Raw genomic sequence first — 22,154 nt, forward strand, 5'->3', positions numbered from 1 at the left:
GTGATATCGGACCATGCTTCAGCCTCGACACGGCCGGTGGCACCGCTCCGCAGAGCGGCCTTCGTCACGCACGCCGCGCCCCCCGAGCTCGTTACGAATGCGGGTGGCCGCGACGACGCGCCCCAGGGAACGCTCGCGGAGTTCGGCGACTTCCCGCCTGGCCTCGTCACGCTCAGAAGCGGGTGCCAGCAATACGCGGCGGCCTCCGAGCACGAGCATGACCTCCAAGAACTCCATGCCCTCCGCGCTAAGCGTCATGATCACGGACCCCATCAGGTCGAACTGGCGCGTCGCCTGCCTCGACCGGTAGGGGCGGCGGGGGCCCAAACACGCGGCGGGTCGTCCGTACCACACCCCATCCGATCGCAGCATTGGCGCCGGCGCCTATAGCCGCCCCGATCCCAAACGGAGCAAGCCTTCCGAGCACAATGATGCCCTGCCGCGTACCGTAGCGCGTGATGAAATTCCGGCCGAGAACCCGATTCGCGGCGCGAATTGCTTCGATCGGAATCTTTTGAGTTAGCTTCTTCCCCCAATGGGCTCCAGTACGCCCCGCCATGCGCTGCACGGTCATGAAACCCGCGTCGCCTAGAACAACGGCAAGAACCAGCGTTCGACGTCTTTCGACATCGTCTACCCGGACACCGTGGACTGAGGCGACCGAAAGCGCAAACAGCGCGGTCGCCTCAAGGAAGACGCCCGCCTCCCCGGCGCCAAGTGCCAACGCAACCGGCGTGCCGACCCCCGGTGCCGCTGCCGCCGCACCGGCGCCCGCACCTGTCGCGGTGACGGTGGCCGTGTACGCCTTCTCGAGCGCGCCGATCAGCTCAGCGGGAATCGCCTCGGGCCGGGACCGCCGGACGCGATCGACGTTCCGTTCGACTACTCGTTGCTGGATCGCCAGGGCGCGATCGAGGGTCTTCAGCCACTTGCCCTGGTCTTCGCTCGTGTCGTCGAGCACGTCGTCCGTCATCGTTACGCTCCGCCGGCTCTCTCTTTGGTTCCGAGCAGCCCGTGCCGCTCAGTGGTGGCCATGGCGACCAAGCGTTCGTGTGACGTCCCCTCGACCAAGCCTCATCAGTGCATCGCCATCCATTCAACGTCGGCGCCTGGGACCACGCACTTGAGCGGGGCGCCTGAGCCAGTCCTCAGCTTGAACCTCCGCGTCAGAGCGCTGGCGCTCCTCCTCCTTCGAGCCGAATGTCGGGGACCTGGGCGACGATACTCGGCGGTCTCGGCTCGAGCTCTCTACCGCGATGGCCCAACCCGCTTACTGAGCGCCACGCTCCGTGATTCTCACCGGCCCCCCGGATGCCGCGCCAACTCGGTACCGCGAGGCGCTCCTCCAAGATCACTGGCACTGGAGTTCCGGCAACCCGACTCCGCCGGACGGGGGACAGACCCAACGTGCAGCCCAAAGCTCGCTGGCCCCGTTGGGGGCCACGACCGCTAGGTTGAGCGACGTGCGCACCGGCTACGCCCTCGGCGCCAGGGGTCGAGCAGAGATCGCCGAACCCCGGACGCCTGCCGTCCAGGCCGCCATATTGAGAAACGCCGTGCGCTACTACGTGTCTTCCGGGGTTTCCACGCAATCACGCCCGACTGAACGCGAGGGTTGCTGCCCGAAGCCGTCGGGTTGCGGGACGAAAGAACCCTTGGCGGCTCCGACGCGGCACGTTGCTCGCCCGGAGCCCAAGGGCGGTGACACCTGATGCGCATCATCGACAACCTCAACGAGTTCCTCGGCGACGACCTTAAGGCATCGATCGAGCCGGGCTCCAAGCTCCGCATCGCGGCGAGCACCTTCTCGATCTTCGCCTTCGAGGCACTCAAGCGTGAGCTGGAATCGGTCGAGGAGCTGGAGTTTATCTTCACCGCACCCTCCTTCACGACGACGAAGGCGACCGACAAGCCCGCGCCGGAGAAGCGCCAGTTCTTCATCCCGAACGACAAGAACCGAGATGCCGCCCTCTACGGCACCGAGTTCGAGATCCGGCTTCGCAACAAGCTGACCCAACGGGCGATCGCCCGGGAGTGCGCGGAGTGGGTGCGGCAGAAGGTCACCTTCCGCTCGAACCGCACCGGCGCTCCGATGCAGTCGTTCGCAGTGGTTGGTGACACCGCCGCCTACGCGCCGCTCCAGGGCTTCACGACCGCTGACCTCGGCTACGAGCGGGGGCCGGCGGTGTCGAACATGGTGCACAAGATCGAAGACATGCCGTTCACACAGCAGTACATCCAGCTGTTCGACCAGGTCTGGCGCAACCCGGACCAGGTCGAGGACGTGACCGAGGCGGTGCGCGAGCACATCGCGAGCGTGTACGCCGAGAACTCGCCCCAGCGGGTGTACTTCCTGATCCTCTACAACCTGTTCAGTGAATTCCTCGACGACATCAGCGAGGATGTACTGCCCAACGACCTGACCGGCTACCAGGACACCGAAGTCTGGAAAGCGCTCTACAACTTCCAGCGAGATGCCGCCACAGGCGTGATCAACAAGTTGGAGACCTACAACGGCTGTGTCCTCGCCGACAGTGTCGGCCTCGGGAAGACATTCACTGCACTCGCGGTGATCAAGTACTACGAGCTGCGCAACAAGACGGTGCTCGTGCTCGCGCCGAAGAAGCTTGCCGACAACTGGACGAACTACAACAGCAACTACACGACGAACATCTTCGCGAAGGACCGCTTCAACTACGACGTGCTCGCCCACACGGACCTCTCGCGTAATGGCGGCGAGTCTCTGGGCAAGCGGCTCGACCTGATCAATTGGGGCAACTACGACCTGGTCGTGATCGACGAGTCGCACAATTTTCGCAACGCCGACTACGTGGAGGAGCGCGAGACCCGCTACCAGCGGCTGATGCGCAAGGTCATTCGCGAGGGCGTGAAGACTAAGGTGCTGATGCTCTCGGCGACGCCGGTGAACAACCGGTTCAACGACTTGCGCAACCAGCTCGCCCTGGCCTACGAGGGCGACCCCGCGCGGCTCGCCGCGAAGTTGAACATCAAGACCTCGATCGAGGAGGTGTTCCGTCAGGCACAGCGGATGTTCAACCAGTGGTCCGATCTGCCGCCAGAGGATCGCACGACCGACGCGATCCTGGCTCGGCTGGACTTCGACTTCTTCGAGCTGCTCGACGCGGTTACCATCGCCCGGTCCCGCAAGCATATCCAGGCGTTCTACGACACCTCCGACTTTGGAGCGTTCCCCGAGCGGATGAAGCCGGAGTCGCTGCGGCCGCCGCTCACCGACCTGCTGGACGCTCCCGCATTCACCGAGATCTTCGAGCAGCTCCAGCTCCTGACCCTGGCGGTCTACACGCCGCTGGCCTACGTGTTCCCGAGCCGCCGCGACAAGTACGAACAGCTCTACGGGGCCGGGTCGGGCCAGAACTACATGGGTGGGCAGACGGCGAACCTCGGCGCGGCGAGCCGTGAGCAGGGCATCCGCAAGCTCATGACGGTCAACCTCCTCAAGCGGCTGGAGTCCAGCGTCGAGGCGTTCCGGCTTACCTTGCACCGGCTAGAGGGAACCATTGCCGAGGCGATCGAGGCCCTCGACGACCACGCCGCGAGCATCGCCGCGATCGTCTCCGCCTTCGCGGACATCGACGCCGAGGACGACGATTTTGAGTTTCCGACGAGCGGCACCGTCGGGAAGAAGGTCCCGATCGACCTGGCCGACATCGATGTCGATTCGTGGAACCGCGACCTCGTCAACGACGGCAACGTCATCCAGCAGCTCCTCGCCTCGATCAGCGGCATCACTCCCGAGCACGACTCGAAGCTGAAGGCGCTGCGCGAGCTGCTCGCGGGCAAGTTCCAGCACCCGCTGAACCCGGGCAACCGCAAGGTGTTGATCTTCTCGGCCTTCGCCGACACCGCCAAGTACCTGTACGAGAGCCTGGCCCCAGCCATCAAGGAGCACGGCTACGACAGTGCCCTCGTCACCGGCCAAGGCAACCCGCTTACCACCCTCGGCAAGGGCTACGGCTTCCAGCAGACCCTCACCCTGTTCTCGCCGCGGTCGAAGCAGCGACACCTCGTGATGCCGAAGGAGTCGTCCGAGATCGACGTGCTAATCGGCACGGACTGCATCAGCGAGGGCCAGAACCTCCAGGACTGCGACTTCCTGGTCAACTACGACATCCACTGGAACCCGGTGCGGATCATCCAACGCTTCGGCCGCATTGACCGCATCGGATCGACCAACGAGCGAATCCAGCTCGTCAACTTCTGGCCCGACATCTCCCTCGACGAGTACATCAACCTCAAGGAGCGCGTAGAGAACCGCATGGTGATCGCCGACCTCGCGGGGACCGCCGATGACAACGTGCTTACGCCTGAGGCCAGCGACGCCGCCTTCCGCAAGGAGCAGCTCCGCAAGCTCCAGGAAGAGGTAATCGAACTCGAGGACGTCCGCACCGGCGTCTCGATCACCGACCTGGGCCTGAACGACTTCCGCATGGACCTGCTCGGCTACATCAAGGAGTACGGCGCCCTGGCCGGCACCCCGAAAGGCCTGCACGCAGTCATTCCCGCCGACCATTACAAGGGCCTCAAGCCCGGCGCGCTGTTTGTCCTGCGCAACATCAACGCCGACGAGCACCTCAACCGCGGAAACCGCCTGCATCCGCACTACCTTGTCTACCTAGACAACAGCGGCGAGGTGATCGCCGACCACACCGCGGTCAAGCGCCTACTCGACCTCATCCGCGCAGGATGCCGCACCCGCGACGAACCCGCCTGGGAGGTGTGCCGTGTCTTCAACGCCGCCACCCGCGACGGGGCCGACATGGACCAGTACAGCCACCTGCTCACCAAGGCGATCCGCTCCATGATCGATGTCACCGAGGAGCGCGATGTCGACAGCCTCTTCAGCCCCGGCCGTACCACCGCCCTCGTGCAGACCATCGCCGGGCTCGACGACTTCGAGCTGATCGCCTTCCTAGCGATCGTCGAGGAGCCGCTGGATGACTGAGCCCGTTCTGTTCCGCTGGCCGCCGAACGCCGCGTTCGGCCGCACTGTGCCGAAGACGAAGTTCTATGAGCACGGCAACGTGCGCACCGCGCTGCGGGAGAAGTTCGTCGACGGCATCCAGCGCGTCATCTGGGCCTACAAGCTCGCAGATGACACCCTCCGCCTGCGCGGCACGCCCGCTGTACCGGAGATTCAGGTCTTCACCGTTGAGACCAAGGGCGCGGATGTCTCCGACGACGTGCTCACCGCCATCGACAAGACGGTGCACTTCCCGATCATCTTCGAGGTCGCCAGCTGCGACCGGGTGCGCACCGTCGCAGCCCAGAAGGCGCTGTCCGGCAAGACCCCGACGATCGGCGCGTACCTCTCGAGCGACTGGCAGCCCGCTGATGGCCCGCGCCGGCCGCTGCCGACAGCTCTCGACCTGCCCGGCCTCTACGAGGCGATCCTCAGCGCCTTGCTCCCAGTGGACACGCGCGCCGGGGAGACAGTGTCAGAAGCGACCGACAGACTGGACCGAGCCCGAAAGCTCCAGCGCGAGATCGGCGCACTGGAGAAGAAGTTGCGCACCGAACCACAACTCAACCGCAAGGTTGCACTCCGCAGGCAGATCATTGAGCGCACCGCAGCGCTCACCGAGCTGACCGACCCCGTACCGAGCAACAAGGAATGACCGTGGACAAGCTCAAGATGCACTCGCCGGACCTGACCCAGCGCAACATCGACGCCATCGCGGAGTTGTTTCCCACGGCCATCACCGAGAGCGTCGATGGCGACGGCAACCCCACCCGTGCCGTCGACTTCGACGCGCTCCGCCAGGAACTCTCCGACCACATCGTTGAGGGACCACACGAGCGCTATCAGCTCGATTGGCCTGGCAAGCGCGCCGCGGCCTCCGCGGCCAACGCCCCCATCGCCAAGACGCTCCGCCCGGTGCGCGAGGAGTCGGTCGACTTCGACACGACGAAGAACCTGTTCATAGAGGGCGACAACCTCGACGCGCTCAAGCTCCTCCAGGAATCGTACCTCGGCAAGGTCAAGCTGATCTACATCGACCCGCCATACAACACAGGCGGGGACTTTATTTACGACGACGACTTCAGCGAGAAAACCAACGACTATCTCGAGAAGTCCGGCCAGACTGGCGCAGGCGGTCAAAGGCTCGTAGCTAACACAGAAGCGAATGGTCGCTTCCACTCCGACTGGCTCTCGATGATGTACCCGCGTCTCAAGCTGGCACGCAACTTGCTAAAGGACGACGGAGTCATCTTTATCTCCATCGACGACCACGAGGTCGACAACCTGCGCAAGCTGTGTGACGAGGTTTTCGGCGCGCCAAACTTCATCGCGCAGGTCATCTGGCAAAAGGTGTACGCGCCCAAGAACTCGGCGTTGTGGTTCTCCGAGGATCACGACTATGTCCTCTGCTACGCCCGGAACAAGCTGCGCTGGCAGCCGCGGCCGCTACCTCGGACTGAGGCGATGGAAGCACGGTACAAAAACCTCGACAATGACCCTCGAGGGCCTTGGAAGGCCGAGAATATGACCGCTCGGAATCCATACGACGCTGGCGTTTACCCGGTAAGAACGCCTTCAGGCAGGTTGATCCCTGGACCTCCGCGAGGGACATACTGGCGGATATCAGAGGCAAAGTTCCGCGAGTTGGATGCCGACAACCGCATCTGGTGGGGCACCGACGGAAATAACAGTCCAGCGGTCAAGCGGTTTCTGTCGGAGGTTGCAGATGGACGCACCCCCCAGACTCTCTGGACCTACCAGGAGGTCGGCCACACCCAGGATGCGAAGAAGACCCTGCTCAAGTACGTCCCCTTCGAGCACACCGAGAACGTCCTCAACTCGGTGAAGCCTGTCGAGTTGATCCAGCGAATCCTTCAACTGGCCGGTAGACCACATGACGGGGACATCGTCCTCGACTTCTTCAGCGGCAGTGGGACGACGGCGCACGCTGTGCTAAAGCAAAATGCCGAGGACGGCGGCAACCGCCGCTTCATCGCAGTGCAGATCGACGAACCGCTCGCAACCCCAGAACCAACGTTCCGCTCGATTCTTGGGATGAGCCTCGCCCGGTTGCGCAACGTGAGCACCGAGATCCGTCGCACGCTCGGCGGCAAGGAGCAGGACCTCGGCTACAGACTGACAAGGATCGACTCGTCGAACCTCGCGGATGTCCGGCGCACGGCGGAGAAGACCTCGCAGGACCTCCTCGCGGACCTCGCGCCCAGCGTGAAGCCGGACCGCACGGACGAAGACCTGCTCTTCCAAGTATTGCTCGACTGGGGACTCGATCTCACCGAGCCGATCGCGGCCGAAGACGTTGGCGGCACGCGCGTACTGTCGGTCGCTGACGATGCGTTGATCGCCTGCTTCGCCGACGAGATCACCGACGCTGTTGTACAAGCAATCGCCTCTCGACGTCCGTTGCGCGCAGTCTTTCTGGACGTCGGCTTTGCAGATGACGCCGCTCGCATCAACGCCGAGCAGGTCTTCCTCGAGATGTCACCCGTCACAGAGGTAAGGGCGATCTGAACCCGATGAAGCTCCAGTTCAAGATCCAGCAGTACCAGACCGACGCCGTCAGTGCCGTGGTCAACGTGTTCACCGGCCAGCCGTACGCCGACGGGGTGAAGTACCGCATCGACCCTGGCAAGGACGCCGCGCCTACGTTGCTCGACGATGCGGGTCTGCGCAATGCGGAGATCGCGCTGACTCCGCCGCAGCTTCTGGAGAACGTGCACGCCGTCCAGCGGGAGGGAGGACTGCCGCTCTCGAAGGACCTCAGGGACCCGATGAGGAAGTCCGCGGCCGCGATCAATCTCGACGTCGAGATGGAGACCGGGACCGGAAAGACCTACGTGTACACAAAGACCATCATGGAGCTGCACAAGCGGTACGGCTGGTCGAAGTACATCGTGGTGGTGCCCTCGATCGCGATCCGCGAAGGCGTGAAAAAGTCGTTCGACATCACCTCCGAGCACTTCCAACAGTTCTACGGCACCAAGCCCCGCACGTTCGTCTACAACTCCTCGCGGCTGCACGAGTTGGAGCGGTTCTCGTCCGACTCCGGCGTGCAGGTGATGATCATCAACATCCAGGCGTTCAACGCCACCGGCAAGGACGCCCGGCGCATCTACGAGGAGCTCGACGACTTCCAGTCCCGCAAGCCGATCGACGTAATCGCCGGGAACCGGCCGATCCTGATCATCGACGAGCCGCAGAAGATCGAGGGCGACGCGAAGAAGCCGTCGAAGTCGCTGGAGGCGCTCGGGCTGTTCAACGCGCTATTCGCGCTCCGCTACTCGGCCACGCACAGGATCGAGCGCACCAAGGTGCACCGCCTGGACGCGATCGACGCCTACAACCAGAAGCTCGTGAAGAAGATCGCGGTGCGCGGCATCACCGTGAAGCACCTGGCCGGCAGCACCGCATACCTGTACGTGGACGGGCTGGAGGTCGGCAAGGGCGCGGACTTCCCGAAGGCGCGCGTCGAGCTGGAGGTGCAGACCGCCCAGGGCATCAAGCGGCAGGTGAAGCGGCTGAGCCAGGGCATGAACCTTCACACCGTCTCCGGCGGAATCGAGGCGTACAAGGGCCTGTTCATCCGGGACGTCGACGCCAACCGCGACATCGTCGAGCTGAGCAACGGCGACATCATCGGTGCAGGCGAGGTCACGCAGGACGTCACCGACGATGCGAAGCGGCGCATCCAGATTCGCGAGGTCATCCGCGCTCACCTCGACAAAGAGCGCGAGCTGTTCGCGCAGGGAATCAAGACGCTTTCGCTGTTCTTTATCGACGAGGTGGCAAAGTACCGCGACTACGAGCGCGAGGACGACCTCGGCGAGTACGCCCGCGTGTTCGAGGAAGAGTACGAGGCGGTGCTGAACGACTACCTCGGCCAATTCGACTTCGATGGGGCCGCCGAGCGCTACCGCGCGTACGTCGGGGCGATCGACGTGCGGCGTACCCATGAGGGCTACTTCTCCATCGACAAGAAGACCGGCCGCTCCATCGACGGCTCCGTGAAGAGGACCGGCGAGACCGCTGGCCAGTCCGACGATGTCGACGCGTACGACCTGATCCTGAAGGACAAGGAGCGGCTGCTGTCGTTTGAGGAGCCGGTGCGGTTCATCTGGTCACACTCGGCGCTGCGCGAGGGCTGGGACAACCCAAACGTCTTCGTGATGGGCATGCTCAAGAAGAGCGACAACACCACGACCCGGCGCCAGGAGATCGGCCGCGGCCTGCGCCTGTCGGTCGACCAGCACGGCGAGCGGATGGACAACCCCGTCACCGTGCACGACATCAACGAGCTGACCGTCGTGACCGACGAGTCGTACACCGACTTCGTCACCGCGCTCCAGAAGGAGATCGTCGAGTCGCTGTCGGCCAGGCCGCGCAAGGCGAGCGTCGACTACTTCACCGGCAAGCACATCAAGCTCGCTGGCGGCTCGACGGCCGTGCTGGAGAAGGCCGTCGCGAACGCCTTGTACAACTACCTCATCAAGAACGACTACGTCGATGATGACGGGCTGGTCGCCGATGCGTACAAGGAGGCGAAGGCGTCCGGGATGCTCGCCGCGCCGACCGCCGAGGCGCTGAAGCCGATCATCGACTTCGTGTGGCCCCTGGTGGACGCGCTCTACCTCGACGTGCCCAGGCCGACCGATGGGCGCAAGCCGAAGAAGATCCCGCTGAACGAGGCCAACTTCAAGAAGCGCGAGTTCCAGGAGCTGTGGGGTCGCATCAACCACAAGGCCGTCTATCGGGTCGAGTTCGAATCTGCCGAGCTGGTCAATAACTGCGTCAGGATGCTGGACAAGACCCTCAACGTGACCGTCACGCAGTACCTCGTCGAGAGCGGCAAGCAGGTCGTTGGCTTGGAGGTCGAGCAGCTCGAGGCGGGCACCGGCTTCAAGGTCTCCAAGACGAAGGTCGAGCACTCGGCCGTGTCGGCGGGCTCGACCGTCGAGTACGACCTGCTCGGCGAGATCGCGGAGAAGACGCAGCTCACCAGGCGCACCTGCGCGGCGATCCTCACCGGGATCAACCCGGGCACGTTTGCGAAGTTCAAGCAGAACCCCGAGCAGTTCATCACCGAGGCCGCCCGGCTCATCAACGAGCAGAAGGCCACCGTCATCATCGAGCACCTCACCTACGACCCGCTCGACGGCCGCTACGATTCCTCGATCTTCACCGAGAGCCAGACCGCCCAAGACCTGACCAGGGCAGGCGACAAGCTGAAGAAGAGCGTCTACGAATACGTCGTCACAGACTCGAAGATCGAGCGGTCGTTCGTCGAGGAGCTCGACGTCAGCGACGAGGTCGTCGTCTACTCGAAGCTGCCCCGCGGGTTCTTCATCCCGACCCCGGTCGGTGACTACAACCCCGACTGGGCCATCGCCTTCCGCGACGACACTACGAAGATCAAGCACGTCTACTTTGTCGCCGAGACCAAGGGCTCCATGTCAACGCTGCAGCTCAAGGGCATCGAAGACGCCAAGATCGAGTGCGCCCGCAAGTTCTTCGCCGCGCTCAACGGCAAGGCCCAGCACGATGGCGTGAAGTACGACGTCGTCGACAGTTTCGACTCGCTGCTCCAGTTGATTGGGGCGTGAGGCTACTCGCCGCCATACAGTCCGTCGCGATTTGAGCGGTGGTATCACCAAACGATATTTGCCCCTCCCGGCCACCACCCGACACCGCGAGAGGGACCAAACCGGGATGGGGACACCCCGGCGCGGATAGGTCTCCGGTGCAAGGCTGGGTAAGTCCGCCGCGCGCCAGCTCAGTGACACTCCGATTGACGGTGGCGCCGCCGCGCTCCAGGTCGGACGCCGCCCATCGAGCCGGCAAGCTCTTCGGCTTCATGGAGCCCCTGAGCACGTCGATCGCAGCGGCGGAGGACGTCAGCTGCAATCGACAGCGCTCGGACGGTGCTAACGGGCGCGTAGCGCCCAGTCACCTCGCTCGGCCGAGCGACAGCTTCGTGGATCGTCGCCCTCGACCGCGTTCCCGGCTACCGTGACGGGGTGCGTGCGGACGCCCCCGGCGCCTGGGATCCGTCTCGAGAGCCCGCGGGTGCGCAGCGACGGCAGCGGTCGGCCACCCGCATGACATGACGAGGATGGGCAGCGATGACCAGCTGGCGTGAGCTTGTGCTCACCGAGATTCGGCGCCGTTGGCGTCCGGGTCAGGAGTTCTCTCGCGGTGAATGGCTGCGCGTGAGCATGCCGGCTTTCGAGCACGCGTTCCCCGACAACCTTGCGTTGAAGGAGTCTGCCCAGAAGACGATCCAGAAGCTTCGTGACGAGGGTCTTGTGGAGTTCCTGGGCAATGGCGTCTACCGCCTGCCTGCCAGCCTCGCCGCGGACCGCACAGACCCACCCGCAACCGACGAGGGCGTCCGTCGCGGTGTGCTGACTCGCGCAGCGTTCGAGGTAGTGGCAGAGGGATCAGGACCGCTCCAGTCGAGCCGCGTTCTTGCGGGGATCCAGGAGCGGCTCCAGTTCACCGACCGAGAGCTCAGTACCAACGCAAGCGGCCAGGAGAGATGGCGAACGGCGGTGAGTGCAGCATTGTCGCGTGCCACCTTCGCGGGCTGGCTCGCTAGGGACGACAGCGGCGCGTACTACCTCACGGAGAGTGGCGCCGAAGCGCTTGAGGAGCTGTCCGGCGACGACCTCTGGCTGGAGATCAACCGTCGGTACACCGCATCCAGGCGCGACGGGGCTTCGCCAGCGGTCGGCTGGGACCCATTCCTCCTGTGGGCGCGCGAGCTCGCCGGGAGCGTCGACCTCGACGCGGAGGAGCGCGACTACAAGCTCAAGGCTGCGGAGAGGTGGGCGGCTGCCGGGGAGGCCTGCGTAGCCGGGGCGCCGGAGTGGGCCGAGCGCCTCAAGCAGGCGTGCGGTGCGGGGAACCTCGTCGACGCGTTTGCGCAGACGTGGTTGCGCAACCGGATCGTGGACCATCCGGACGAGGTGCGCGCCGCTTTCGCGGAGTTGTACGCGGCGGGGACGGTTCAGGCTGTGGAGGCGTTCGGGGAGCGGCTGGGCACCTGGGGCGAATACGTCAGCCCCGGCGATCGAACGGTGTTCGCGTCCTGCCTCCTGCTCGGCCGCGATCCCTCGTCGTTCGTGCCGTACCGACCGGCGCTCGCCAAGACGTGGGCAGAGCGCGTCGGCGAGCCCGCGGGGAGCACCCCCAGCGAGCGCTATGCGGCACTGCTGTCGCTCTGCGACGGGCTGCTTGAGCGGTGGGAGGGTCAGGAGCCGGCCCTGCGTGACCGGCTCGACGCGCAAGGCCTCGCTTGGCTCGTCATGAAGTGGGCCGCGCCGGACACGTGGGCACCGATGAAGCGGGCCGAGCTCCAGCACTGGCGCGACGGCCGTCCCGGCGAGGTGCGTGTGGAACGCGGCGAGAGCTTCTGCCCCACGATGGAAGCAGCAGTTTGGAAGGTGCTCGGCGCCGGCCTGCGCGGGGAGACCTCAGCCATTGTCAGCGGCGTGCGGAGCTGGTCCGTCGAGACAGCGCACGACCTCGCCGCACGGCTGCGCAGCGGCGAAAGCGGCCAGAAGTTCGCCGAGCGCCTGGGTCATCAGCTCGAGGGTGCGTCCGACGGCGTGCTGTGCCTAGCCGCCGAGCTGTTGTACATCCGTGACACACCACTGCACGACATGAAGGCCTCGACCAAGGCGGACCGCATCAACGGCGTCCTGGCCGCGATGTCGGGGGCGCCGTCGTTGCCGGACACGTTACGTGCGGGGCTGGACGACGGCCGCGCCTTCGCCGGCGGCCAGGGTTACCACGCGCGCGCGCCCGAGCATCTTCAGTGGCTGTGCCGGTTCGTGCTCCACTGGCTCGACGAGCCCGCTGACGTCGTCGACAAGGCTCTGCGAGACCCCTTCGCCTTCCGCGAAGTGACCACGAGCGTCCCCGAGGACTCCCCGTCGATCCGCTACGACCTCGAGCACCTGGCGTGGCCGGGCATCTTTCCGTCGATCGTCAGTGCGGCCCACCGCCGGAAGATCCGCAACGGCCTCATCTCTGATGTCGGGGCGCCGAGCGGCGACGACGACGAGCACGTGACGCGCGACCTGGTCGCCCTCCGCGCCCTGCATGAGCGCAAGAAGAAGGGCGCTGTCTCCTGGTACGAGCCGCCCTTCGTGAACCGCTGGCGCCCCGGCTCCTGGTCCGGTCCGCGAGCCTGGTTGGTGCGCTCTGACGCTCCGGAGGACGTCGCCGGGTGGCGCAAGACGGGCTGCGTCACGCTCCGCGACGAAGCCCAGCTGGCCCTCGAGCCGGGCTTGACCTTGGCCGAGGTATCGACGCTCGTAGCCGGCGGCTACGCGCACCTCCCGCCGTCCCAGCGCGACGAGATGGCCGCAGCCCTGCACACATTCCGCGAGGGGATGCAGGAGGGCGACCTGGTCGTGGCCCTGACGGGGCAGCGGCTCATCACCGGGACGCTGGACGACGCGCCACCGCCAGCGGTGCAGTCGCCGCTCCTGACGCGCCCGGTGCTATGGGCGGAGTCGCAGACACCGCTCGAGGCACTCCCCGCCAAGCTCAGCGCGGCGCTGGAACAGGAGGGGCACGTCGTCGACCTGACGGCGGTGTTCGACCTTCTCGCAGACTTGGCTGACGACTACCCGGAGACCACCGCCCACCGCGCGAGGACGGCGCCCCAGCAGACCGAGCGGGCGATGCTGCCAACCGTGTACCAGAGCCTGGCCGACGAGTTGTTCATGCCGGTCGCGCCGCTGCAGGAACTGGTCGACGTGCTCAACCGGCGGCGACAGGTCGTCATCTACGGGCCGCCCGGGACGGGCAAGACGTTCGTCGCCAAGAAGCTCGCGGAGCGGTTGGCCGGCGCGCAGGACCCGAGCAAGGTTCGGCTCGTCCAGTTCCACCCCTCGTACGCGTACGAGGACTTCTTCGAAGGCTTCCGGCCGGTGGAGAAAGACGGCCAAGCGCACTTCGCCCTCCAGGACGGGCCGCTCAAGCTGATGGCGGCCGAGGCCGCCAAGGCGGAGAACCGCGGGAAGCCCTATGTGCTCATCATCGACGAGCTCAACCGTGCGAATCTCGCCAAGGTCTTCGGCGAGCTGTACTTCCTGCTGGAGTACCGCGAGGAGACCGTCCGGCTCCAGTACCAGCCGGACAAGCCCTTCAGCCTCCCGGACAACCTGTTGATCATCGGCACGATGAACACCGCGGACCGTTCGATCGCGCTTGTCGATGCAGCTATCCGGCGCCGCTTCCCGTTCTTCGAGATGCATCCCCAACGCGAGCCCGTAAACGGGGTCCTCGCCGAGTTCGTTCGGCGCCGGCAGCTGAGCGACGACCGCGTCGCGTTGCTCGACGAGCTCAACGCCGCGATGGGCCAGCGTGGTCACGACCTGCACATTGGGCCGTCGTACCTCATGCGGGACGGCCTCGACCAGCCAGGGGCGCTCGACTTGGTATGGCGGTACGACATCCTGCCGCTGCTCCACGAGCACTTCTACGGCACCAAGCCGCCGGACGTCGTCGATCAGGAGTTCGGTCTGTCGTCGTTGCGCGAGAGGATCGAGCGCCGGGTCACCTCTGGCGAGGGCCCGGCCGAGCCGGAGGTCTGATGGACTTCCGGCACGTCACCCTCGACGAGCTCGACTTGGAGGGCAGGGAGCTTGAGCTGACCGCGCAGCAGGCGATGCTGCTCCGCGAGTCGAAGCTGGTCGACGTCCGTACGCTCGGCGGCGACCGGCATTGGCTGATGCCCAACGGCCGAGTCGGGGCAGTGCGGTTCGAGGACCTCCAGGTGAACGTGACGCCCAATCACAAGCTCGACGTCACACACCTGATGTTCCTCCTGGGCTACGCCAAGAACCCCGGCTTCCGCCCGGACTCCGTCGTCGGGGAGGCCCACGGGGACCTGTGGCCGGCGATGGCCCAGTCCCTCGCCGCATCAGTGGAGCGTGCCCTGAGGATGGGCGTGCTGCAGGGGTACACCTCCGAGCAGGAGGCCCTCTTGACGGTGCGCGGGCGCATCGCGTTCGAGGAGCAGATCCGCCGCCGGCCTGGCCACACCGTGCCGATCGAGGTTCGGTACGACGACTTCAGCCCCGACATCGCCGAGAACCAGATCCTCGTGGCGGCGATCCACCTGATGCTCGGTGTGCCACGCCTGGACGGCGAGATCCGAAGGCGCCTGCTGCACCTCGACGCGCGATTCGTAGGAGTGAAGCGGCTGGTCCCGGGGACACCGACACCACGATGGCAGCCCACGCGCCTCAACGAGCGGTACCACGCCGCCCTGGGCCTGGCCGAGGTGCTGCTGCGCCACGCCTCGACCCGAGCGAGCGCCACGGGCATCACGATGTCGGCGTTCGTCGTTGTGATGTGGAAGGTGTTCGAGGACTTCGTGACCACCGCCCTTACCGAGGCCCTCGCCGCGCACCCTGGCTACTCCTCACCGCACCTGCCCGTCTACTTGACCGGTGCGGGCGACTGGGGTGAGGGCAGGACGGGCCGAGGCCAGGAGGACCCGCACGGCGACGTCCTCATGAACGTCGACGTCGTGCATGTCGACGGAGACGGAGCGCCGGACGTGGTGTTTGACGCCAAGTACAAGCTCGCGTCCCACACGGGCCGGTACGCGAACGCCGACCACTACCAGATGCTCGCCTACTGCACCGCCCTGGGCGTCCCTACCGCCTGGCTCATCTATGCCGGCGGAGGTGCGGACATCCGGCGCAAGATCAAGAACGCCGTCGTGGAGGTCGTGACGGCTCCGCTCAACCTGCGCGAACGGCCGGAGGCAGTTCTGGAGCGGGTCCGCCAGGTCGCCCTAGAAGCCCTTGGCGCCTCACAAGGGCGCCGAATGGTCACAGCGAACGCCTCCGCACAGGGCCGCGTCAGCGAGGCGCTCCGCGACCTAGGGACGTCGGCGGAGTCCTAGCGGCCCGGCGCCACGTCTCTTGGCGGAACACCTGAGGTGAACTTCGCGCACCGCAGACAAGTCTTCCCGATCCCGACCAGTTCGGGCGACTCTGGCAGTCAGTAGCGGGTGAGACCTGACCCAAGGAGGACCTCACCGTGAGCGACGCGACCGCCGCACCCCCGACCGACGCACAACCCACCGCCATGCGCACCTTCGGCCACATCCTCGTCAACACCGCCGTCGCCAACGTGACGACGAGCTACCTCTGGTGGGCGCTGACGTTCTGGGTCTACCTGGAGACGCGCTCGGTCCTGGCCACGGGCGTCATCGGCGGCGCGTACATGCTCTTCATCGCCGCGAGCAGCGTCGTGTTCGGCACGATCGTCGACCACCACCGCAAGCTGCGCGTCATGCAGATGTCGACGACGGCGACGCTCCTCGCGTTCGGCGCGGCCGGGGCGTTCTTCTGGCTCACCCCGGAGGCGACGCTGCTCGACCTCGGTGCGCCGTACTTCTGGGCGTTCACCGTGATCATCCTCGCGGGCGCCGTCGTCGAGCACATGCGCAACATCGCCCTGTCGACGACCGTGACGATCCTCGTTCCCGACGAGCGGCGCGCCAACGCCAACGGCCTCGTCGGCACCGTGCAGGGCGTCGCGTTCATGGTGACCAGCGTGCTCAGCGGGCTGTCGGTTGGGTTCCTCGGCATGGGTGGGACGCTGGTCATCGCGCTCGCGCTCACCGCCACGACGCTGCTGCACCTGCTGACGATCCGCTTCCGCGAGGACCGGGCCGCCGCCGCGCCGGCGTCGGGGGCGCGCGCGCAGATCGACCTGTCGGGCTCGATCCGCGTCATCCGCTCGGCGCCTGGACTGTTCTCCCTCATCATCTTCGCGACGTTCAACAACCTCATCGGCGGCGTCTACATGGCGCTCATGGACCCGTACGGCCTCGAGCTGTTCTCGGTCGAGGCGTGGGGGCTGGTGCTCGGCGTCACGGCGACGGGCTTCCTCATCGGCGGCGGCCTCGTCGCGCGGTTCGGCCTCGGGGCCAACCCCATGCGCACGATGCTGCTCGTCGTCGTCGCCATGGGTGTGCTCGGCGCGACGTTCACCATCCGCGAGTGGTGGCTCCTCTACGCCCTCGGCATCTGGGCGTACATGTGCCTCATCCCCGTGGTCGAGGCGGCCGAGCAGACGGTGATCCAGCGGGTCGTGCCGCTCGAGCGGCAAGGGCGCGTGTTCGGCGTCGCGATGACGCTCGAGTCGGCCGCGGCGCCCATCACCGCGTTCCTCATCGCGCCGATCGCGCAGTTCGTCGTCATCCCCTACGCGCGCACGGAGGCCGGTCGAGACGCGCTGCGTCCGTGGCTCGGCGACGGCGACACCCGTGGGATCGCGCTCGTCTTCCTCATCAGCGGGCTGGTGATGGTCGTCGCGGCGCTCGTGGCGCTGCGGTCGCCCGTCTACCGGACGATCTCGCGGACGTACCGGGAGTCGGCTCCGCGGAATGAGGTCGAGGGCACACGGGAGCGGGCAACCCTCAGCGAGGAAGGCACCCGAAGCTAGACAAGTGTGGCGTAAGGCCCTCGCGGACGCCGCACGAGCGCTCGGTAGTCACCTGCCCGGGCTACGAGGTGACAAGACTCTGGCGCGCACACTATGGTTGACACACGCCCACAAAAGTGGGAGGACGCGTACGAAAGTGGGCCTAGGGAGGCGAGTGCGGTGGACGCGACGCATCCGCTCGCGGTCGTGACTCCGACCCTGGACGGCGACGTCCTCACGCACCTGGCGCTGACCCGGGCTGCGTTTACACCTGGACAGCTAGCGCGCCTGCTGCCGAAGGCTTCGGTAGAGGGCGTCCGCAAGGTTCTGAATCGGCTCGCGAAGCAGGGCATCGTGACGTCGACCCGCGTTGGCCATGCGGCCGTAACCTACGAGCTCAACCGAGAGCACCTCGCCGCCGAGAGCATTGTCGCACTGGCGAATCAGGCTCGGACGCTGCGTGAACGCCTTGAAGCTCACTTCAAGACCTGGAACGAGCCGCCCATATACGCCGCGCTGTTCGGATCATGGGCCCGAGGTGAAGCGACGGCCGACTCGGACGTCGACCTCTTCATCGTCCGTCCGGACGAGGCAGACGAGGACGAGTGGGATTCACAGGTGGACGAGTTGCAGCGGATCGTCTCGCGCTGGACAGGCAACGACGCGCGTCCCTTCGTGATCGACGAGGCCGATCTTCCCGAGCGGGCCAACGAGCCGGTGCTCCGCTCGATTCGAAATCAAGGCCTAACCATGCACGGAGAACCGACCTGGCTTCGGAAGCGGGTGCCCTTGCCACGCCTGGTCAAGGCAACTTAGGAGGCTCAATGAGCACGAGGCAGGCAGACGCCGGCGTCCGAGCGGGACGACTCGCGAAGGCCACCCAGTTCGCGGCCGTCGCGCACGATGTGCTCGACCTCGCGGACGAAGCACAGGACGTGGCGGACGCGTTCGTGACGCTGGCCGTGCACGCGGGAATCGCTGCTGCTGACGTGATCTGCTCCGCACGGCTCGGCAGCTACCACCAGGGCGAGAGGCACGAGGACGCGATTGCGCACCTGCGGAAGGCGGATGAGGGCGCTGCGAAGGCGCTGAGCGTCCTCCTCGGCATGAAGACGTTGGCGGGGTACTCGTACACGCCGGTGTCGGGCGAGAAGCGAGTCAAGGCAGAACGTGCGATGGACGCCCTCCTGGCCATCGCCAACGCGGTCTAGGTGCGCTCGACGATCCGTGGGTACCGGTCGCTAGGTCACTCGAGTTTCGGTTCGCGATGATCCCTACATGCTCCTCCTCGTCCCCGCGGACCCGCTGAACCCTCGTCGCGCCGACGAGCACTTCCGCGACGAGGCCGTCGCCGCCCGCGAGGCAGGGCACGACGTCGGTCTCCTCGACCACGACGCGCTCGAGCGGGGTCACACCGACGACGCACTCCTGCGCCTCTCAAAGTCGGACGACGCCGTCTACCACGGCTGGATGCTTCGCGCGGAGCAGTACGCCGCGCTCGAGGGCGCCCTCCGCGAGCGTGGCGCCACCCTGCGCACGACGTCGGCGCAGTACCGCACCGCGCATGAGCTCCCCGGCTGGTACAACGCGTTCGCCGAGGTGACGCCCGAGTCCGTCTGGTCCGACGGGCCCGATCTCGACGCCTTCGAGGACGCCTGCCGACGTCTCGGCTCCGGCCCCGCCGTGCTCCGCGACTTCACCAAGTCGCTCAAGCACCACTGGGACGAGGCGTCCTTTGTGCCCGACGTCGCCGACCTCGCCTCCGCGCGCACCGTCGCCGCGCGCTTCCTCGAGCTCCGCGGCGAGGACCTCACGGGCGGGCTGGTGCTTCGGCGGTTCGAGCGGTTCGTATCCGCCGAGGTGCGCACGTGGTGGGTCGGCGGCGAGTGCCGGCTCGTCACGCCGCACCCGGACACCCCCGACGACGTCGCGCCCGACCCGGACCTGAATGCCGTGGCGCCACTGGTCGCGTTGCTCGCGCTGCCGTTCGCGACGGTGGACATGGTGCTGCGCGACGACGGCGCCTGGCGCGTCGTCGAGCTGGGTGACGGGCAGGTGAGCGACCGGCCCACGAGCACGCCTGCCGATGTGCTCGTGGGCGCACTCGCGCGTCGCTGACACTCGTCCGGGTGACAGTTGCCGTCAGTCGTCCACAGATCTGATCAACCCGTGTCCGGAATGTCGGGCTGACCGATAGGTTGCCCGCCATGCGTGCGAGCAGGGGGCTGTCCTTCACGTCGGCGATCGTGGTCGGCCTGGGCGCCATCGCGCTTCTCGGTGCCTGCACCCCCGACGAGACCGAGCCGACCCCGAGCGCGTCGCCGACCGCCGAGGAGCCCACGCCCACCCCGACCCCGACGACGCCGCCCGAGGCGCTCGCGCCGGAGCGTCCGGCCGAGATGGCGGAGATCAGCGTCGCGGGGGCGGAGGCTGCGGCGACGTACTTCCTGGAGCTCTACCCGTACGCATACGCGACGAACGACCTGACAGAGTGGCGAGCACTGAGCCACCCGGAGTGCGGATTCTGCAACTCAGTGATCAGCAACGTCGAAGAGCAGGTGGTCGCTGGGACAGTCAGTCTCGGCGGGCTCCACATCGACCAGCTTTACGCCGCCACGATCAGCCCGTCCCGTTTCGCGGTGAACGCGGTCGTCACCGAGTCTCCGTCCGTGGAAGTTGCCGGGGACGGAAGCGTCGTCTCCGAGCTACCGACCTCGAAGACCTACGACGTCGTCTTCGCACTGCAGCGGGGCGATACCGAGTGGATTGTGCTCGAGATCGATGCGACCGAAGTCGTCGAACAATGAGCGCACGAGTAACTCTCGTCCTCGTCCTGGCGATGCTCAGTGCCCTCTTGCCCACCGCGGCGCACGCGCGGGACAGCCTTGGAGACAACTCTCAGGTCTCTGGGACGGCTCGTGGCGGTGCGGTCGAGCTCAACGCTCGCGACGGGCTCGCGGCGGAGCGTGCATGGTTGGCGGCCGGCAGCAATACCGGTGCTCGACTCATCGAGTTTCTCCGGTCAGTCGAGTGCGGCATCGAGCTGTTGGAGTCCGGCGCACCCGGCGCCGGTGACTGCGCGCAGGACATCGACCTGACGGAGGTGCCGGACTGTGGCGAGCTCCAACCGTTGAGACCGCTGTGGAGCCGCGAGCGCGCCACCTCGACCAGCGCCTGGGGTCCTTGGCGGCTCGTCAATGGCTGGTCGTGTCCGCAAGACGCGCTGCCCGCATTCACCGCCGAGGACTTCCGCCGCCTCCCGCTCGCCCCAGCGCAGGTCACGGTGCAGCCGGCGGCATCCACGGTGCTCATCAACATCCCGACCATCACGATGGCCGCCGCCCCGCAGCAGAACCTCGCGACCGACCTGCTCGGGTACCCCGTCGAGGTCCAGGCGACCGCGACCACCTACACCTGGGACTACGGCGACGGGTCGGCTCGCCTCGTCACCACTAGCCCCGGCCACGCCTACCCCCACCACGACGTCCACCACTCCTACGCCCGGCCCGGCACCTACACGATCACGCTCACGACGACCTGGTCCGGCCAGTACCGGATCGCCGGCTCCACCGCGTGGCTCCCCGTCGACGGCACCGCCACCACCGTCACGACCATTCCGCCGATCACCGCCGTCGAGCAGCGCACCGCGCTCGTCGCCGAGCCCTGCATGCCGAGCACCTGCTGACGCGTTCAGACCCAACTGCCACCGGAGGGGATCGCGCCGTTCAGCGATACCGCCCCGGCCCGAGCCCCCCACGCGCCACTCGCTCGACGACCACCTCCGTCGCGAGCTCCCAGCGGTCACCTGGCCGCGCGAGGTAGTGCTCGATCACCGCCCACACCAGGGCAGGGTCGCTCGCGTGCAGCCCGAGCGGCAGCTCGAGCGGCGCAGGCCACTCCTCACGCGGCCCGTGCGCCAGCGGCCGTGGGATGGGCACCGGCCGCCGAAGGACGACGAGCACGCGCACCTGCGCAGGGTGCGGTCGCACCTCGGCGATCTCGTCCCACGGCACGACGGTCGCGCGGTCGCCGACCCAGCGGGAGACGCCGTCGGGCGTGAGCATGACGCGCGGCGTCGCACCCCGGCGCGCCGAGCCGCTGAGCAGGCCGTACAGACACAGTCCGAGCAGGAGCAGCCCCACGACCGGCCCGGACCGGCGCCCGCTGCCGAGCTCCTCCCCGGTGAGCCACGCACCCAGGAGCACGGCACCGAGCGCGGCGCACAGGACCGTCCCGGCGATCACGACGACGCCCAACGCGCGGCTCGGCGGCAGGACCAGCCCGCCTCCCCAGCGCTGGAACCGCAGCCGTCCGCGGCGAGGACCCACCAGGAGGCAGATCGCCGCACCGCAGACGACGGCAAGGCCGAGGAACGTCGCGCCGAGCGCCGGGTACGCGTCCTCGCCCCGCACGACCATGCCGCCGCCCGCGGCACCCAGCCCGACGAGGAACACCGCCGCGATCGCGACGGCCCGCGCCTGCTTGCCCCTCGGCGCGACCACGGGCGGCCCGGGCACGACGTCGACCCGCACCGTGCGCGTGACCCCCGCTCCGCGCTGCCGCGGCGGTCGCTCGTCGTGCGTCACTCACGCCTCCCTCACGGTGTCACGACCGCGCGTCGCGACTGCCGCGCCGCAGCGTAGGGCGACCCGTCCACGGACGGCCGACCCGCCCACCA

General features: G+C 66.8%; 14 protein-coding genes. 12 read left to right on the forward strand and 2 right to left on the reverse strand.

All coding sequences use genetic code 11. The features are described from left to right. Positions 1-247: 247 nt before the first annotated feature. Entirely contained in the window at positions 248-973 is a 726-nt protein-coding gene (locus JIG38_RS04165; protein WP_199422491.1) for a hypothetical protein, read from the reverse strand. A gap of 738 nt (positions 974-1,711) precedes the next feature. Between JIG38_RS04165 and JIG38_RS04170 the strand changes: the two genes are divergently transcribed. From JIG38_RS04170 to JIG38_RS04225, 12 genes are all read left to right on the forward strand, one after another. Further along, positions 1,712-4,984 carry a helicase-related protein gene (locus JIG38_RS04170; protein WP_199422492.1) on the forward strand — a complete coding sequence of 1,091 codons (3,273 nt, stop codon included), beginning with the start codon at positions 1,712-1,714 and terminating at the stop codon, positions 4,982-4,984. Continuing rightward, positions 4,977-5,657 (forward strand): DUF4391 domain-containing protein, encoded by a 681-nt coding sequence (locus tag JIG38_RS04175; RefSeq protein WP_199422493.1) that lies wholly within the window; start codon positions 4,977-4,979, stop codon positions 5,655-5,657. The genes JIG38_RS04170 and JIG38_RS04175 overlap by 8 nt, the downstream gene beginning before the upstream one ends. A gap of 2 nt (positions 5,658-5,659) precedes the next feature. Then, complete coding sequence (locus JIG38_RS04180; protein ID WP_199422494.1) at positions 5,660-7,531, forward strand: site-specific DNA-methyltransferase; 1,872 nt, start codon at positions 5,660-5,662, stop codon at positions 7,529-7,531. Positions 7,532-7,536: 5 nt separating this feature from the next. Beyond that, positions 7,537-10,620, forward strand: coding sequence for a type III restriction-modification system endonuclease (locus tag JIG38_RS04185; RefSeq protein ID WP_199422495.1), 3,084 nt, complete (start codon positions 7,537-7,539; stop codon positions 10,618-10,620). Between the two features lie 519 nt (positions 10,621-11,139). After that, positions 11,140-14,625 (forward strand): AAA family ATPase, encoded by a 3,486-nt coding sequence (locus tag JIG38_RS04190; protein ID WP_199422496.1) that lies wholly within the window; start codon positions 11,140-11,142, stop codon positions 14,623-14,625. Then, complete coding sequence (locus JIG38_RS04195) at positions 14,625-15,947, forward strand: McrC family protein (RefSeq protein ID WP_199422497.1); 1,323 nt, start codon at positions 14,625-14,627, stop codon at positions 15,945-15,947. The genes JIG38_RS04190 and JIG38_RS04195 overlap by 1 nt, the downstream gene beginning before the upstream one ends. 185 nt (positions 15,948-16,132) lie before the next feature. Further along, on the forward strand, positions 16,133-17,497 hold the full coding sequence (locus tag JIG38_RS04200; RefSeq protein WP_199422616.1) for an MFS transporter: 1,365 nt from the start codon (positions 16,133-16,135) through the stop codon (positions 17,495-17,497). Between the two features lie 159 nt (positions 17,498-17,656). Continuing rightward, the gene (locus JIG38_RS04205; protein WP_199422498.1) at positions 17,657-18,292 is read left to right on the forward strand and encodes a nucleotidyltransferase domain-containing protein; all 636 of its coding nucleotides are present in this window, start codon (positions 17,657-17,659) and stop codon (positions 18,290-18,292) included. Positions 18,293-18,300: 8 nt separating this feature from the next. Continuing rightward, positions 18,301-18,687 carry a hypothetical protein gene (locus JIG38_RS04210; RefSeq protein ID WP_199422499.1) on the forward strand — a complete coding sequence of 129 codons (387 nt, stop codon included), beginning with the start codon at positions 18,301-18,303 and terminating at the stop codon, positions 18,685-18,687. A gap of 67 nt (positions 18,688-18,754) precedes the next feature. Continuing rightward, a complete protein-coding gene (locus tag JIG38_RS04215) occupies positions 18,755-19,594 on the forward strand; it encodes an ATP-grasp domain-containing protein (protein WP_199422500.1) in 840 nt (279 codons plus the stop codon). Positions 19,595-19,683: 89 nt separating this feature from the next. Further along, a complete protein-coding gene (locus JIG38_RS04220; RefSeq protein WP_199422501.1) occupies positions 19,684-20,283 on the forward strand; it encodes a DUF6318 family protein in 600 nt (199 codons plus the stop codon). A 32-nt stretch (positions 20,284-20,315) separates the two neighbouring features. After that, complete coding sequence (locus JIG38_RS04225) at positions 20,316-21,161, forward strand: PKD domain-containing protein (protein ID WP_199422502.1); 846 nt, start codon at positions 20,316-20,318, stop codon at positions 21,159-21,161. Between the two features lie 40 nt (positions 21,162-21,201). On the opposite strand, the gene JIG38_RS04230 is transcribed toward JIG38_RS04225, so the two are convergent. Then, positions 21,202-22,062 carry a hypothetical protein gene (locus tag JIG38_RS04230; protein WP_199422503.1) on the reverse strand — a complete coding sequence of 287 codons (861 nt, stop codon included), beginning with the start codon at positions 22,060-22,062 and terminating at the stop codon, positions 21,202-21,204. Positions 22,063-22,154: the final 92 nt, after the last annotated feature.

The organism is Actinotalea solisilvae (assembly GCF_016464425.1).
Classification (GTDB): domain Bacteria; phylum Actinomycetota; class Actinomycetes; order Actinomycetales; family Cellulomonadaceae; genus Actinotalea; species Actinotalea solisilvae.

Bases quoted from the DNA above. Each gene is read 5' to 3' on its own strand.
- JIG38_RS04175 (WP_199422493.1), top strand. From the start codon at position 4,977: ATGACTGAGCCCGTTCTGTTCCGCTGGCCGCCGAACGCCGCGTTCGGC.
- JIG38_RS04220 (WP_199422501.1), top strand. From the start codon at position 19,684: ATGCGTGCGAGCAGGGGGCTGTCCTTCACGTCGGCGATCGTGGTCGGC.
- JIG38_RS04215 (WP_199422500.1), top strand. From the start codon at position 18,755: ATGCTCCTCCTCGTCCCCGCGGACCCGCTGAACCCTCGTCGCGCCGAC.
- JIG38_RS04225 (WP_199422502.1), top strand. From the start codon at position 20,316: ATGCTCAGTGCCCTCTTGCCCACCGCGGCGCACGCGCGGGACAGCCTT.
- JIG38_RS04185 (WP_199422495.1), top strand. From the start codon at position 7,537: ATGAAGCTCCAGTTCAAGATCCAGCAGTACCAGACCGACGCCGTCAGT.
- JIG38_RS04195 (WP_199422497.1), top strand. From the start codon at position 14,625: ATGGACTTCCGGCACGTCACCCTCGACGAGCTCGACTTGGAGGGCAGG.
- JIG38_RS04200 (WP_199422616.1), top strand. From the start codon at position 16,133: ATGCGCACCTTCGGCCACATCCTCGTCAACACCGCCGTCGCCAACGTG.
- JIG38_RS04165 (WP_199422491.1), bottom strand. From the start codon at position 973: ATGACGGACGACGTGCTCGACGACACGAGCGAAGACCAGGGCAAGTGG.
- JIG38_RS04190 (WP_199422496.1), top strand. From the start codon at position 11,140: ATGACCAGCTGGCGTGAGCTTGTGCTCACCGAGATTCGGCGCCGTTGG.
- JIG38_RS04210 (WP_199422499.1), top strand. From the start codon at position 18,301: ATGAGCACGAGGCAGGCAGACGCCGGCGTCCGAGCGGGACGACTCGCG.
- JIG38_RS04170 (WP_199422492.1), top strand. From the start codon at position 1,712: ATGCGCATCATCGACAACCTCAACGAGTTCCTCGGCGACGACCTTAAG.